At 31.9% G+C, this 15,174-nt stretch carries 14 protein-coding genes; all 14 read left to right on the plus strand.

The window, feature by feature from the left end; all coding sequences use genetic code 11:
- Positions 1-12 precede the first annotated feature (12 nt).
- The 14 genes from prfB to trxB all read left to right on the plus strand — a co-directional run bounded on the left by prfB (position 13) and on the right by trxB (position 15,039).
- Positions 13-1,123 (plus strand): peptide chain release factor 2 gene (prfB, locus tag B2G86_RS06875; protein WP_142242928.1). Its coding sequence is split into 2 segments (ribosomal slippage): positions 13-84 and positions 86-1,123, totalling 1,110 coding nucleotides; the frame shifts between segments, so codons are not numbered across the junction.
- 193 nt (positions 1,124-1,316) lie between these two features.
- Complete coding sequence (cccB, locus tag B2G86_RS06880; protein WP_078357392.1) at positions 1,317-1,637, plus strand: cytochrome c551; 321 nt, start codon at positions 1,317-1,319, stop codon at positions 1,635-1,637.
- A 347-nt stretch (positions 1,638-1,984) separates the two neighbouring features.
- Positions 1,985-2,932 (plus strand): LysM peptidoglycan-binding domain-containing protein, encoded by a 948-nt coding sequence (locus B2G86_RS06885; RefSeq protein ID WP_078357393.1) that lies wholly within the window; start codon positions 1,985-1,987, stop codon positions 2,930-2,932.
- 124 nt (positions 2,933-3,056) lie between these two features.
- Positions 3,057-3,632 carry a TlpA family protein disulfide reductase gene (locus B2G86_RS06890; protein WP_078357394.1) on the plus strand — a complete coding sequence of 192 codons (576 nt, stop codon included), beginning with the start codon at positions 3,057-3,059 and terminating at the stop codon, positions 3,630-3,632.
- Positions 3,632-4,282, plus strand: a complete 651-nt coding sequence (locus B2G86_RS06895; RefSeq protein ID WP_016912676.1) for an HD domain-containing protein — start codon at positions 3,632-3,634, stop codon at positions 4,280-4,282. The genes B2G86_RS06890 and B2G86_RS06895 overlap by 1 nt, the downstream gene beginning before the upstream one ends.
- 8 nt (positions 4,283-4,290) lie before the next feature.
- The gene (locus tag B2G86_RS06900) at positions 4,291-4,521 is read left to right on the plus strand and encodes a DUF2198 family protein (RefSeq protein WP_078357395.1); all 231 of its coding nucleotides are present in this window, start codon (positions 4,291-4,293) and stop codon (positions 4,519-4,521) included.
- Positions 4,522-4,653: 132 nt separating this feature from the next.
- A complete protein-coding gene (gene uvrB, locus B2G86_RS06905) occupies positions 4,654-6,636 on the plus strand; it encodes an excinuclease ABC subunit UvrB (RefSeq protein WP_078357396.1) in 1,983 nt (660 codons plus the stop codon).
- Between the two features lie 5 nt (positions 6,637-6,641).
- A complete protein-coding gene (gene uvrA, locus B2G86_RS06910; RefSeq protein WP_078357397.1) occupies positions 6,642-9,476 on the plus strand; it encodes an excinuclease ABC subunit UvrA in 2,835 nt (944 codons plus the stop codon).
- A gap of 16 nt (positions 9,477-9,492) precedes the next feature.
- Positions 9,493-9,819: an SHOCT-like domain-containing protein gene (locus tag B2G86_RS06915; RefSeq protein WP_078357398.1), complete on the plus strand. Its 327-nt coding sequence runs from the start codon at positions 9,493-9,495 to the stop codon at positions 9,817-9,819.
- A gap of 512 nt (positions 9,820-10,331) precedes the next feature.
- A complete protein-coding gene (gene hprK / locus B2G86_RS06920) occupies positions 10,332-11,264 on the plus strand; it encodes an HPr(Ser) kinase/phosphatase (RefSeq protein ID WP_078357399.1) in 933 nt (310 codons plus the stop codon).
- The gene (lgt, locus tag B2G86_RS06925) at positions 11,264-12,082 is read left to right on the plus strand and encodes a prolipoprotein diacylglyceryl transferase (RefSeq protein WP_078357400.1); all 819 of its coding nucleotides are present in this window, start codon (positions 11,264-11,266) and stop codon (positions 12,080-12,082) included. The genes hprK and lgt overlap by 1 nt, the downstream gene beginning before the upstream one ends.
- 18 nt (positions 12,083-12,100) lie before the next feature.
- On the plus strand, positions 12,101-12,583 hold the full coding sequence (locus B2G86_RS06930; RefSeq protein WP_078357401.1) for an acyltransferase: 483 nt from the start codon (positions 12,101-12,103) through the stop codon (positions 12,581-12,583).
- An 8-nt stretch (positions 12,584-12,591) separates the two neighbouring features.
- Positions 12,592-14,028 carry a tetratricopeptide repeat protein gene (locus tag B2G86_RS06935; RefSeq protein WP_078357402.1) on the plus strand — a complete coding sequence of 479 codons (1,437 nt, stop codon included), beginning with the start codon at positions 12,592-12,594 and terminating at the stop codon, positions 14,026-14,028.
- A 63-nt stretch (positions 14,029-14,091) separates the two neighbouring features.
- The gene (gene trxB, locus B2G86_RS06940) at positions 14,092-15,039 is read left to right on the plus strand and encodes a thioredoxin-disulfide reductase (protein ID WP_078357403.1); all 948 of its coding nucleotides are present in this window, start codon (positions 14,092-14,094) and stop codon (positions 15,037-15,039) included.
- Positions 15,040-15,174 lie beyond the last annotated feature (135 nt).

Consider the following 15,174-nt stretch of genomic DNA (forward strand, 5'->3'; position numbering starts at 1 on the left):
AGGAGTAAACTTATGGAATTAACGGAAATTAGACAAACTTTAAATAAAAACAATGAAAAATTAATGAATATCAGGGGGTCTCTTTGACTTAGAAAATAAAGAGACTAACATTCAAGAATATGAAGAGATGATGGTTGATCCGAGCTTTTGGGACGATCAAAATAAGGCGCAAGATATTATTAATAAAAATAATGCTTTAAAATCAGTAGTAGGAGATTATCATAAATTAGAACAACAAACGGATGATTTATTAACTACTGTTGAACTTCTTCAAGAAGAATATGACGAAGATATGCATGAAATTTTAGAGCAAGATTTAAAAACATTAAAATCAGACATCGATCAATTTGAATTAAAATTATTGCTTAATGGAGAACATGATGAAAATAATGCGATTTTAGAGCTACATCCTGGAGCTGGTGGAACTGAATCACAAGATTGGGGATCCATGTTACTTCGGATGTATCAACGATTTGCTGAACAAAAAGGATTCAAAGTTGAAACATTAGACTACCAATCAGGCGATGAAGCTGGAATTAAGAGTGTTACAATTCTAATTAAAGGACATAACGCATATGGCTACTTAAAAGCTGAAAAAGGTGTTCATAGATTAGTGAGAATTTCTCCATTTGATTCATCTGGAAGAAGACATACATCTTTCGTTTCATGTGATGTTACACCTGAATTTAATAATGAAAAAATTGAAATTGAAGTTAATTCTGAAGATATTACAGTTGATACGTATAGAGCATCAGGAGCAGGTGGACAGCACGTAAACACTACTGACTCTGCAGTACGTATCACACACCAACCAACAGGAATAGTCGTAACTTGTCAAAACGAAAGATCTCAAATTAAAAATAGAGAACAAGCGATGAAAATGTTGAAAGCTAAACTTTACCAAAAAGAACTTGAAGAACAAGCTGCAGCCCTTGATGAAATTAGAGGGGAGCAAAAAGAAATTGGATGGGGCAGTCAAATACGTTCATACGTATTCCACCCATACGCTATGGTTAAAGATCATAGAACTAATGAAGAAACTGGTAACACTAATGCAGTGATGGAGGGAGATATAGAACCTTTCATTGATGCATATTTAAGAAGTCAAATTGATGAAAAGTAATATTGAGTTGAATGAGGCTGGGACAATTTAATTGTCTCAGCCTCTACTCATTGTATTGGCAGTAGCTGACTGGATTGAGCGGTGTGTCGTATATATGCATGATTTTGATTGTGAATTCTTGCACAAAAGGATACCTAATTACTAAATTTCATGATAAAATATATTTGATAATATATTGAATGGAGTGTTATACATGAAAATCAAAATGGGCATGATTTCTGTATTGGCATTATCATCGTTAATCTTTGCTGGTTGTGGTCAATCAAACGATGATAGTAAGACGGAGGAATATAGTTCAAAAGGGGAAAAGATTTTTAAAAATAATTCTTGTGTTGGATGTCATGGTAAAGATCTTGATGGTGCTTCTGGTCCTTCATTAAAAAAAGTTGGGGCTAAAATGTCAGAAGCAGATATCGAAAAGATAATTAATGAAGGTAAAGGTAGTATGCCGAGCAAAGTTGTAGATGAGAAAGAAGCTAAAGAAGTAGCAAAATGGTTGGCAGAACAAAAATAATACAACTCATTTAAACCTTATAAATAATATATTAGATGTGTTATTTATATGAAATGGAAAATTTTTAGATAAATATCATCACCTTTTCAAATGTATAAATAGAGTAAAAAAGCGCACCATTAATTGTAAAAATACAATTAATGGTGCGCTTTTAAATACTTTCATGACAGTCTTTAGTAACAATTTTTTCTGAAAAATTATCAGACAGTAACGTTTATATTACGAATTTGTAACAAAGAAAAATGAGGTTCGATTATATGATATATTATTTCCAGTATTAGTTGAGGGGAACCCTATAAAATAAAAATATAAATTAAATCATATAAAACTTGGGAGGATATGTCATCATGAAGAAGACATTCATTACTTTAGCGTCAGTCACAGCTTTAACTACATTATCAAATACTACTGCATTTGCATCGGATATTAAAGTTAAAGATGGAGAAACTTTAGAAACAATTGCACAGGAATACGGGACTTCAATTTCAGAACTTAAATCATTAAACAATATCACAGGCGATGTTACAGTCGGACAAAACTTAAAAGTGTTAGAAGATAATATATATACAATTCAAGAAGGCGATACACTTAATACAATAGCTGAGAAATTTGATGTATCTGTTACAGAATTAAAAGAATGGAACAATTTGACTTCTGATTTGATTATTGTTGGAGAGAAATTATCAGTAGCTCAAGAAGGTTCAGAAGCGACAGCTCAACCTACTAGTTTAACAATTCATGCACCAGAGGCATCATCACAAGAAGAAACTGTCTTGAGAAATGTATCTGAACAAACTTCAAATGAAAATGTATTTAATAGTGAAGATGCACATGCTTATGAAGTACCAACGTTTAATTCAAATAACTCAACTCAAACTGCACAACAAACACAACATGCTCAAGCAACACAAGATGCACAACCAGCACAACAAACACAACAAACACAACAAGTATCATACAGCAGACCTTCTTCAGGTGGAGGTAATAACTTGTATACTTCAGGTCAATGTACTTATTATGCATTTAGTAAACGTCCTGATATTGGAAACACTTGGGGAAATGCAAATAACTGGGCGAATGCAGCAGCTCAATCAGGTTATACTGTAAATAATAACCCATCTGCAGGGGCTATATTACAGTCAACTGCTGGAGGATATGGTCACGTTGCATATGTTGACAAAGTGAATTCTGATGGATCTATCCAAGTTTCTGAAATGAATTATCAAGGTGTTGGTATTGTGTCTTCACGTACAATTTCAGCATCAGCAGCAGGAGCTTATAACTATATTCATTAGGTTTTAAAATTAGATCATATTTCAAGCAAGTAGTTAATTCTATGTAAGAATTTTAACTATTTGCTTTTTTTTATAACTATAGTTGATATAATAAACGTAAATAAGTGTATTGAGGTTTGAAAACATGAAAAAATGGTTAAAAATCATACTAGTATTATTTTTAATAAGCTTAATCGGTATTAGTGTATATAAAGTACTTGATATTAATAAGTTTCAAACTAAAGAACAGTTTAAAGAACAACAAGGGAAGAAGTCATTTCAAAACAGTCATCCTGCAACAGGTTTAAATGTAAATGATGAAACAGTTAAGAAATTTACAACGCAAAAGGCTACAAATTTAAAAGAAGTTACTTCTAAAAATGATATAACTATTATTAATTTGTTTGCTTCTTGGTGTGATCCTTGTAAAAGAGAAATGCCTGAACTTGTTAAATATGCAAAAAATAAAGAAAATGGTGTCGAGCTGATTGGTTTAAACGTAAAAGATAAACGTAAATCAGCTGAACAATTAATTAATGATGTAAATGTAAACTATAATGTTTATATTGCAGAAGATGATTTTCTTAAGAAATTTAAATCATATAATATCCCTACGACATTATTCGTAGATAAAAATGGCAAAATAAAAAAAGTGTATTTAGGTGAATTATCTGAGAAGACACTGAACAACTTAGTTACACAAGTTAAGGAGGAAAATTAATGGGGGTACATCAATATTTTAAAAGTTTATCTGACTTGGAAAAATTAGTGAGATGTCCAGGTAAATTTAAATATCAAGACCATAACGTTGCAGCTCACTCGTTTAAAGTAACAAAAATCGCCCAATATTTGGCGACAGTTGAAGAACAAAATGGTCAAGAAATAGACTGGAAGCTTGTATACGAAAAAGCATTGAACCATGACTATCCTGAAATATTTACTGGTGATATCAAAACGCCTGTTAAATATGCCTCTTATGAAATTAAAAAATTATTTTCTCAAGTTGAGGAAGAAATGATAGATAAATTTATAACTGAAGAATTTCCAGAGCAGTATCAAGATATATATAGACATAGATTGCAAGAAGGCAAGGATGATAGTATAGAAGGGCAAATACTTAGTGTTGCAGATAAAATCGACTTATTATATGAATCTTTTGGTGAGATACAAAAAAGAAACCCAGAACCATTATTCTTTGAAATATATGAAAGTTCATTAGAAACGATTATGCAATTTGATCATTTGTCATCTGTACAAGATTTTATACAGCATATTATACCTGATATGCTACAAGAAAAATTTATTCCACGTTCGGAATTAAGAGAAATAACAATGACAATTCTTGAAAAACGTGAAACAAAAAGGAGTTAGTGAGTTGAATGATTTGGCCGATTCTAGCTTTGTTTCTCCCTTGTTTAATGGTTATTATTTTTACACAAATTGCTCAAAATAAATGGATTGGATTACTCGTATCCAGTATAATAATTGGTGTTTCTGTTTATAAAGGCTTCTTTAATGATGAAGTGATTATCCTATTAGATGTTGTAAGTTTAGTAATAGGTTTTTATATAGTGGATTCACTCGAAATCGATAAAATTGAATCAAGATAGAAAAGAGGATTAATCAATATGATTTTTCCTCTTATTTGTATTTAATAAACAATTAAACGAACAAATGTTTGGTCATTTTTACAAATTTTTGATAAAATATATTTATATATTACAAAATTTAAGGAGGTTACTATGCAGCATTATCCTTTTAAAATACATTCAGATTATTCACCTCAAGGAGATCAACCTGAAGCAATAAAATCACTCGTTAAAGGTATAAAAGATGGAAAAAGACATCAAACATTATTAGGTGCAACAGGAACAGGTAAAACGTTCACTATGAGTAATGTTATTAAAGAAGTTGGAAAACCAACACTTATAATTGCACATAATAAAACATTGGCTGGCCAATTATATAGTGAGTTTAAAGAATTCTTTCCTGAAAATAGAGTTGAATACTTTGTAAGTTATTATGATTATTATCAACCAGAAGCATATGTACCTCAAACAGATACATTCATAGAAAAAGATGCATCAATTAATGATGAAATAGATAAATTACGACATTCTGCTACAAGTGCATTATTTGAACGAGATGATGTTATTGTTATAGCGAGTGTCAGCTGTATTTATGGTTTAGGTAACCCAGAAGAATATAAAGATTTAGTTGTAAGTACACGTGTAGGAATGGAAATGGAACGTAATGAATTATTAAGAAAGCTTGTCGATAACCAATATTCAAGAAATGATATCGATTTTAGACGCGGTACTTTTAGGGTAAGAGGAGATGTAGTTGAAATATTTCCTGCATCAAGAGATGAATTATGTGTGAGAGTTGAATTTTTTGGTGACGAAATTGACCGAATTAGAGAAGTGAACTATTTAACGGGTGAAGTTATTGCTGAAAGAGAGCATTTTTTATTTTATCCGGCATCTCACTTCGTAACTCGTGAAGAAAAGATGAAAGAAGCAATTGAACGTATTGAAAAAGAACTTAAAGAACGATTAGAGGATCTTAGAAAAGATAATAAATTATTAGAAGCACAACGTTTAGAGCAAAGAACGAATTATGATTTAGAAATGATGAGAGAAATGGGATTTTGCTCAGGAATTGAGAACTACTCAGTTCATTTAACTTTAAGACCTAAAGGGTCAACACCGTACACTTTAATGGATTATTTTGGTGATGATTGGCTTGTTATGATTGATGAATCACATGTTACGATTCCTCAAATTAGAGGGATGTATAACGGAGACCAAGCTAGAAAAGGTGTTTTGGTTGAACATGGATTTAGACTACCAAGTGCGTTAGATAATAGACCACTTAAATTTGAAGAATTTGATCAAAAAACAAAACAACTCGTTTACGTTTCAGCAACTCCAGGTCCTTATGAAATTGAACATACTGATGAAATGGTTGAACAAATCATTCGTCCTACTGGATTGTTAGATCCGATAATAGAAGTTAGACCAAGTGAAAATCAAATTGATGATTTAATGGCTGAAATTAATGAACGTGTCGAAAGAAATGAACGCGTATTAATTACAACATTAACGAAAAAAATGAGTGAAGACTTAACGACTTATTTGAAAGAAGCGGGTGTCAAAGTAAATTACTTACACTCTGAAATTAAAACATTAGAACGAATAGAAATTATTCGAGATTTAAGATTGGGTGTTTATGATGTATTAGTCGGTATAAACTTGCTTCGTGAAGGTTTAGATATACCTGAAGTATCATTAGTAACTATTTTAGATGCCGATAAAGAAGGTTTCTTAAGATCAGAACGTTCACTTATACAAACAATTGGACGAGCAGCACGTAATGATAAAGGTAAAGTAATTATGTATGCAGACAAAATTACTGATTCAATGAGAACGGCATTAGATGAAACTAATAGAAGACGTGAAACACAACAAGCCTATAACGAAGAACATAGTATTACACCACAAACAATTAATAAAAAAATTCGCGATGTAATCTCAGCAACTGTAGATACAGATGAAGTAAACGAAAAAGATAAGAAAAAAGCACCGAAGAAACTTACGAAAAAAGAAAGAGAAAAGACAATCGAGCGCATAGAGAAAGAAATGAAAGATGCAGCGAAGGATTTAGACTTCGAGCGTGCATCTGAATTACGAGACATACTATTTGAATTAAAAGCAGAAAGGTGACTGAGATGAAAAACAAATCCATCATCGTAAAAGGTGCAAGAGCACATAATTTAAAAGATATAGATATTGAAATACCAAAAGATCAACTTATTGTTATGACTGGTTTATCAGGTTCAGGAAAGTCATCATTAGCGTTTGATACAATTTATGCTGAAGGTCAAAGAAGATATGTTGAATCTTTAAGTGCCTATGCTAGACAATTTTTAGGGCAAATGGATAAACCAGATGTAGATTTAATTGAAGGTCTATCTCCGGCAATATCAATAGATCAAAAGACTACAAGCAAAAACCCTAGGTCAACGGTAGCAACGGTAACAGAAATATACGATTATTTAAGATTGTTATATGCCAGAGTTGGTAGACCAATTTGTCCCAACCATGGTATTGAAATTAAATCACAAACTGTACAACAAATGGTCGATCAAGTTATGGAGTTAGAAGAAAGAACTAAAATACAAATTCTGTCTCCAATAGTTTCAGGCCGTAAAGGTACGCATAAAAAATTAATCGATGACATTGCTAAAAAAGGTTATGCAAGATTAAAAGTTGATGGTGATATTTTAGATGTAGACGATGTTCCAGAACTAAATAAAAATAAAAATCATTCAATTGATGTTGTAATAGATAGACTGGTTATTAAACCGGGGATAGAAGCGAGATTAGCTGATTCATTACAAACAGCATTAGAATTAGCTGAAGGAAATGCAATTGCAGATATTATTGATGGTGATGAAATTAAATTTTCTGAACATCATGCATGTCCTATTTGTGGATTTTCGGTAGATCAATTAGAACCTAGAATGTTCTCATTTAATAACCCATTTGGTGCTTGCCCATCTTGTGATGGATTAGGTAGTAAATTAACTGTAGATATAGATTTAGTTGTACCAGATAATACTTTAAGTTTGAATGAGGGAGCTTTATTACCTTGGCAACCAATTAGTTCGAATTATTATCCAACTTTATTAAAACAAGCATGTGAACATTTTAAAATTGATATGGATAAACCTTTTAATAAGCTAACTAAAAAAGAAAAGAACATCATCTTACGCGGTCATGAAGATGAAATTGAATTTAAATTTAATCAAGATTATGGCGTTAAAACTAATCGAACGAGAACAATGGCTTTTGAAGGTGTGTTAAATAACATTGAAAGACGTTATCATGATTCACCATCAGAATACGTAAGAGAAGTAATGCAAAAATATATGGTCGAAAAAACATGTGAAACATGTGATGGCTATCGATTAAATGAAAAAGTTTTATCAGTTAAAATTGATGGACAACATATTGGTGAAGTTGTGAGATATTCAATTTATAATGCAATTGAACACTTTGATCATTTGAATTTAGATGAAAGAGAACAAAAAATTGCTAAACTGATTTTAAAAGAAATACATGAAAGATTATCATTCCTAAATAATGTTGGTTTAGAATACTTAACATTGAATCGTGCTTCAGGAACGCTATCAGGTGGTGAAGCGCAACGTATCAGATTAGCAACACAAATTGGATCAAGATTGTCTGGTGTATTATATGTGTTGGATGAGCCTTCAATTGGGCTTCATCAAAGAGACAATGATCGTTTAATAGATACATTGAAATCCATGAGAGATATGGGTAATACTTTAATCGTTGTTGAACATGATGAAGATACAATGAAAGCTGCAGATTATTTAGTCGATATTGGTCCGAAAGCTGGGGTCCAAGGTGGTCAAGTTGTTGCGAGTGGTACACCAGAAGAAGTAATGAACAATGAAAATTCATTAACTGGTCGATATTTAAGTGGTAAAGAAAAAGTATTTGTACCTTCAGAACGAAGAAAAATAACAAAACGAAAAATATCTGTTAAAGGTGCTTCAAGTAATAACTTGAAAAATATTGATGTGGATTTCCCATTGTCAGTATTGACATGTGTTACGGGTGTTTCAGGTTCAGGTAAAAGTTCATTAGTAAATGAAGTATTATATAAAGGGTTACAAAAACAATTGTATAATACTAAAACAAAACCTGGTGCTCACAAATCTATCAAAGGTGTTAAAGAAATAGAAAAAATTATAGACATCGACCAATCTCCAATTGGTAGAACACCACGTTCGAATCCAGCAACATATACAGGCGTGTTTGATGACATTAGAGATGTGTTTAGTCAAACTAATGAAGCAAAAGTTAGAGGCTATCAAAAAGGTAGATTTAGTTTTAATGTTAAAGGTGGCCGTTGTGAAGCTTGTAAAGGTGACGGAATTATTAAAATTGAAATGCATTTTCTACCAGATGTATACGTACCATGTGAAGTTTGTGATGGAAAAAGGTATAATAGAGAAACATTAGAAGTAACTTACAAAGGAAAAAGTATTTCTGATGTGTTAGAAATGACTGTAGAAGATGCTTATCACTTTTTTGAAAGTTTACCGAAGATAAATAGAAAGTTAAAAACTATCGTTGATGTTGGTCTAGGATATGTTAAATTAGGCCAACCAGCAACAACATTATCAGGCGGTGAAGCACAACGTGTTAAACTAGCATCAGAGCTTCATAGACGCTCAAACGGTAAGTCGTTATACATTCTTGATGAACCAACAACTGGTTTGCATGTAGATGATATTAAACGCTTGTTAAGTGTATTGAATAGACTTGTTGAAAATGGTGACTCTGTCATAATTATAGAACATAATTTAGATGTCATTAAAACAGCTGACTATATCATTGACTTAGGTCCTGAAGGTGGAGATGGTGGTGGTGAAATTATCGCAACTGGAACACCAGAAGATATAGTGAAAGTAGACGCATCTTATACTGGTAAATATTTAAAACCGATCCTAGAGAGAGATCGAACATAAACCGGGAGGGAATTATATGAACGAAGTACAATTAAAGATATTAGACCTTATTGAAAGTGGTAAAGTAACAGTAGATGAAGCGGTGAAATTACTTGAAGCAACTTCAAATAATCAAAAGAATGCTTCAGCTTACACGAGTAAATCTAAAGAAAATGTAGAAAATTTATTTGAAGATTTGTTGAGTAAAGTTAAAACAACTGCTAAATCAGGTAAAACTGAATTTGATAAACAGTTTAACGATAGAGAAACAACTGACCAAGACCCAATACAGCAACTAGACGAATCTTTAAAAAATATTATAAGATCATTCAATAAAAATAATGATCAAAATACTGGTATTTAATCAATAATCAAAGGGACACTGGTCCTTTTCACAAGTAAATTCTCCCAGTCTGTTATATATTTAATGGACTGGGAGAATTTTTGTGTATTGAATACTAAATAATGCTCCTTAGATAGTTCTAACTGGCATAATTCTGAATAGTGCTCCTTAAAAAGTTCTAACTGGCAAAATTCTGAATAATGCTCCTTAGAAAGCTCTAACTGGCAAAATTCTGAATAGTGCTCCTTAAAAAGTTCTAACTAGCAGAATTCCGAATAATGCTCCTTAGAAAGTTCTAACTGGCAAAATTCTGAATAATGCTCCTTAAAAAGTTCTAACTGGCAAAATTCTGAATAGTGCTCCTTAAAAAGTTCTAACTGGCAAAATTCTGAATAGTGCTCCTTAAACAGCACCTCATACGGACATTACTCAGAATTATGTTCTATTAAAGATACTGTCCTAATATTTATAATGATTGCAGTTATTGTTAAAGTTCATTAGAATTAATATATATTAACCTAGAGGTGAACCCTATGATATCAAGTAGTAAATTAATAGAACAATTTAATATGGAAGTCCTTGCAGGTAAAGTAGGACTACATCGTAAAATAACTGAGACTGATTTATCACGCCCAGGCTTAGAGATGGCGGGGTATTTTTCGCATTACTCATCTGACCGAATTCAAGTATTAGGTACAACTGAATTATCTTTTTATAATTTATTACCAGATGAAGAAAAACAAGGTAGAATGGCTAAATTATGTCGTCCTGAAACACCAGCAATTATTATTACGCGTGGATTAGATGCTCCAGAAGAATTAATCCAAAGTTGTAATGAGACCAATACACCGCTTCTAAAAAGTGAATCTTCAACGACGAAATTAATGGGGCAAGTAACAGGATATTTAGAAAGAGAATTAGCTCCTGAAACTTCTTTACATGGTGTATTAGTTGATGTGTATGGTGTTGGTGTTCTTATTACAGGAGATAGTGGTGTTGGTAAAAGTGAAACTGCACTAGAACTTGTAAAACGTGGTCACAGACTTGTAGCAGATGATAATGTCGAAATTAAAGAAATTAATAAGAATGAACTAATTGGGAAAGCACCAAAAATAATTGAACATCTGCTTGAAATAAGAGGACTTGGCATTATTAATGTTATGACTTTATTTGGAGCTGGATCTATATTAATGGAGAAAAGAATTAAGCTGAATATTAATCTTGAAACTTGGAATAAAGAAAAGATTTATGACCGAGTTGGATTAAATGAAGAAACTTTAAAAATATTAGATTCTAAGATTACTAAGAAAACCATTCCTGTTAGACCGGGTAGAAACTTAGCTGTTATTATCGAAGTTGCTGCAATGAATTATCGATTAAACAACATGGGTATTAATACGGCAGAGGAATTTAATAATCGACTTAATGCAGAAATTTTGAAAAATGCACGTAAGGAGAATGAATAATGGGTGTGTTAGGTATTGACCCAGTAGCGGTACAATTAGGACCTCTAGCAATAAGATGGTATGGCATCATTATTGCTTCAGGTATCTTAATCGGCTATCTATTAGCTCAAAGAACGGCGAAAAAAGTTGGAATAAAGGAAGAAACATTAATTGATTTAATTATTTGGTGCGTTGTTATGGCAATAATATGCGCAAGGATTTATTATGTAGCATTTGAGTGGGGTTATTATAGTCAGCATTTAGTAGAGATACCACTTATTATGAACGGCGGAATTGCAATTCATGGTGGGTTAATTGGAGCGTTTATAACTGGATTCATAATATGTAGAATGAAAAATTTATCATTTTTCCAAATGGTTGATATTGTGGCACCAAGTATTATATTGGCACAAGCTATTGGTAGATGGGGAAATTTCATGAATCAAGAAGCACATGGTGGTCCTGTATCACGTAGTTTCCTTGAAGATTTACATATACCAGAATTTATAATTAACCATATGCAAATAGATGGTATTTATTATCATCCAACATTCTTATACGAATCTGTCTGGAATATAGTTGGTTTTATTTTATTATTATTAATACGTCCACAATTGAAAATTGGTGAGACTTTCTTTGCTTATTTAATTTATTATTCAATTGGTAGGTTCTTTATTGAAGGTTTAAGAACGGATAGTTTAATGCTTACAGAAAGCTTGAGAATCGCTCAAGTGATTTCGATTGTTATCATTGTTGTTTCAATAGCATGTATTATTTATAGAAGAATACGTTATAATCCGAAAAAATTCAGAGATGTTAAAGGTTATTATCATAACTAAACTGAAAGAAGTGTTTATGTGAGAGCATTAAAAACTAAAAAAGTATCTGGGGCAAACCCATTATGGAAAATGTACGAAACAATACGTTTTATAAAAGTTTTGAAAAATGTTATTATCATTGAACTTAGTAGATATATGCCGAGTGTTAAATGGAAGCATTTTATATACAGAAAAGGGTTGAATATGAAAATTGGTCAAGAGACAGCTTTTGCATTTAAAGCTACACCTGACATCATGTATCCAGAGTTAATCACAATCGGTGAAAATTGTATTATAGGTTACAACGCTACCATTCTATGTCATGAATATTTAGTAGAAGAATATAGAATTGGGAATGTGAATATAGGGAACAATGTATTAATCGGAGCAAATGCAACGGTACTAGCAGGTGTTAATATAGGGAATAATGCGGCTATTGCTAGTGGGACAATCGTTACGAAAGACGTTCCCGATGGCTTGATGGCATATGGTAATCCTATGCAACTTAAACAGAGGTGGTGAGTTAATCGTTGGGAGACAATTCAAATATAATACATGTAAAGTTTGATAAAGACTTTTACTATCATAAGGCAATGGAAAAAATGAGAGAACAAGAATATGTATATGCTGAGTCTTTATTTAAAAAAGCACTTGAACAATCACCTGATGATTTTGTAATTATACCACCTTATACTGAGTGTCTAGTGGAACTTAACCAAACTACAAGAGCAGAAGAAATGATGTATGATCAAATAGCAAAAGATAATTATGTTACAGATTATTATTTTTATTTGAGTCAAATGTTTATAAAGACGAACGAACCTAATAAAGCATTTTTATTTGGGCTTCGCTATGTAACAGAAGAAGATGATCAAGATTATTTTGAAGAAATGATTCAAATGTTCGAAGTGAAGTATGATAATCAAACGGTCGTTGAAGAAGAGGCTGAAAGATTTGTAATTCAACATATTTTTCAATATTTATTTGCAAATGGTAGGCTACAAGAAGCAAATGATTATATAGAAAGACAACGTGCAACAATTCAAGAAGACAAACATATCATGAATTTAAAAGCGATGTCGATGCTTTATAATAATCAATATGAAGAGGCTGAAGCGTTACTTCAAACGATATTGGAAGATAATCCGTCAGATATATATGCTTTATGTCATATGACTTTATTGTTATACAATACGGAACAGTTAGAACGCTTTCAACAATATTTAAAGCAATTAAGTAAATTACATCCAATTAACGATGAGGAATCCTTCAAGTTAGGTGTTGTTCTAAGCTATTTAGGAAGACACAAGCCTTCAAATGAGTTGCTCGTTCCACTTTTGAAAAAAGCACAAGCTTCAATGCCACAACTTCATCATGCATTAAGTTATAACTACTACCATTTAGGCTTTGAAGAAGAAGCAAAAAGACATTGGCAAAAATTTGAAGATAGTGTACAATATCATAGTCAATTACCACCTTGGAAAATTGATGAACTTAAAGAAATGTTAGATAGCCATGTATTACCGTTATTAAAAGATGAAGACTACAGGTATAGATTGTATGGCATATTTTTAATAGGTCATATGAAGCACCGTGAACTTGTAATGTCACATGAATTATGGGAAGTCTTAGAAAGTCTACCTGACTATGAAAGGTTATATATAACATATACTTTTCAAAATCTGCATCTCAATAAATTAGGTTTTATTGATAAAGGTATGAAACTCATTGAACAATCAGAATATCAACATTATGGGAAAGAATTATTTGTATCATGGATTGAGCATGCTGAGATGTTAATAGCAGATAATGAATCAATAGAACAAGTTGATCATTATGTAGCAGCCTCAGTTTATATTTATTTGAAAATGTTAAATATAAAAGTAACAAAAAAAGAAATTAAAAATTCATTCAATATAACGACGTATCGCTTAAATAAAGCAATCGATGCTATAGTGAGCATATAGTTATACTTAATAAAAATATTGATGTACAATTTTACTGAATTAATAAGAGGAGGCAGTTTATAAATGACTACACAAGTAGATTATGATGTAATTATAGTTGGAGCAGGCCCTGCAGGAATGACAGCTGCTGTTTATGCTTCAAGAGCAAATTTATCAACTGTAATGATAGAACGCGGTATGCCAGGTGGACAAATGGCAAATACAGAAGATGTAGAAAACTTCCCAGGATTTGATTTAATTACAGGTCCAGATTTATCAACTAAAATGTTTACACATGCCCAAAAATTTGGTGCTAAATATGAATATGGGGACATAAAAAATATAGAAGATAAAGGTTCTTATAAAGTTGTTAATATGGGAGACAAATCATTAACAGCGCACGCTATCATTATTGCAACAGGTGCAGAATACAAAAAAATCGGCGTTCCAGGTGAACAAGAACTAGGTGGCCGTGGTGTAAGTTATTGTGCAGTATGTGACGGTGCATTCTTTAAAGGTAAGAACTTATATGTAATTGGTGGCGGAGACTCAGCAGTAGAAGAAGGTATATTCTTAACTAAATTCGCTGACAAAGTTACAATCGTTCATAGAAGAGATGAGTTAAGAGCTCAAAAAATCATTCAAGACCGTGCATTTAAAAATGAAAAAATTGATTTTATTTGGAACACAACATTAAAAACAATCAATGAAAAAGATGGTAAAGTAGGATCTGTTACTTTAGTTTCTACTGAAGATGGTACTGAAACAGAACATCAAGCTGATGGTGTGTTTATTTATATTGGTATGAAACCATTGACTAAACCATTTGAATCATTAGGTATATTGAATGAGAACGGTTATATTGAAACAAATGACGAAATGGAAACTAACGTACCTGGTGTATATGCAGCAGGCGATGTTCGTGAAAAAACATTACGTCAAATCGTTACAGCAACTGGTGATGGTAGTATTGCAGCACAAAATGCACAAGCATATATTGAATCACTTGAAGACGAAGAACAATTAATATAATTTATAAAGAGCAGGAATTCATTATTAAAATTGAATTCCTGCTTTTATTTTTTATGAAAATCATTGTGGCAACTATAGACTTTGTTGGCATTTTTTATGCGCATGCTTACACTTCTTTCGACTTGTGTGAATACA

This window comes from Mammaliicoccus fleurettii (genome assembly GCF_002018435.1).
Lineage (GTDB): Bacteria > Bacillota > Bacilli > Staphylococcales > Staphylococcaceae > Mammaliicoccus > Mammaliicoccus fleurettii.

Excerpts from the sequence above, each read along its gene's own strand:
- lgt (WP_078357400.1), top strand. The coding sequence starts at position 11,264 with ATGGGTGTGTTAGGTATTGACCCAGTAGCGGTACAATTAGGACCTCTA.
- B2G86_RS06885 (WP_078357393.1), top strand. The coding sequence starts at position 1,985 with ATGAAGAAGACATTCATTACTTTAGCGTCAGTCACAGCTTTAACTACA.
- B2G86_RS06900 (WP_078357395.1), top strand. The coding sequence starts at position 4,291 with ATGATTTGGCCGATTCTAGCTTTGTTTCTCCCTTGTTTAATGGTTATT.
- trxB (WP_078357403.1), top strand. The coding sequence starts at position 14,092 with ATGACTACACAAGTAGATTATGATGTAATTATAGTTGGAGCAGGCCCT.
- uvrB (WP_078357396.1), top strand. The coding sequence starts at position 4,654 with ATGCAGCATTATCCTTTTAAAATACATTCAGATTATTCACCTCAAGGA.
- hprK (WP_078357399.1), top strand. The coding sequence starts at position 10,332 with ATGATATCAAGTAGTAAATTAATAGAACAATTTAATATGGAAGTCCTT.
- B2G86_RS06915 (WP_078357398.1), top strand. The coding sequence starts at position 9,493 with ATGAACGAAGTACAATTAAAGATATTAGACCTTATTGAAAGTGGTAAA.
- B2G86_RS06895 (WP_016912676.1), top strand. The coding sequence starts at position 3,632 with ATGGGGGTACATCAATATTTTAAAAGTTTATCTGACTTGGAAAAATTA.
- uvrA (WP_078357397.1), top strand. The coding sequence starts at position 6,642 with ATGAAAAACAAATCCATCATCGTAAAAGGTGCAAGAGCACATAATTTA.
- cccB (WP_078357392.1), top strand. The coding sequence starts at position 1,317 with ATGAAAATCAAAATGGGCATGATTTCTGTATTGGCATTATCATCGTTA.
- B2G86_RS06890 (WP_078357394.1), top strand. The coding sequence starts at position 3,057 with ATGAAAAAATGGTTAAAAATCATACTAGTATTATTTTTAATAAGCTTA.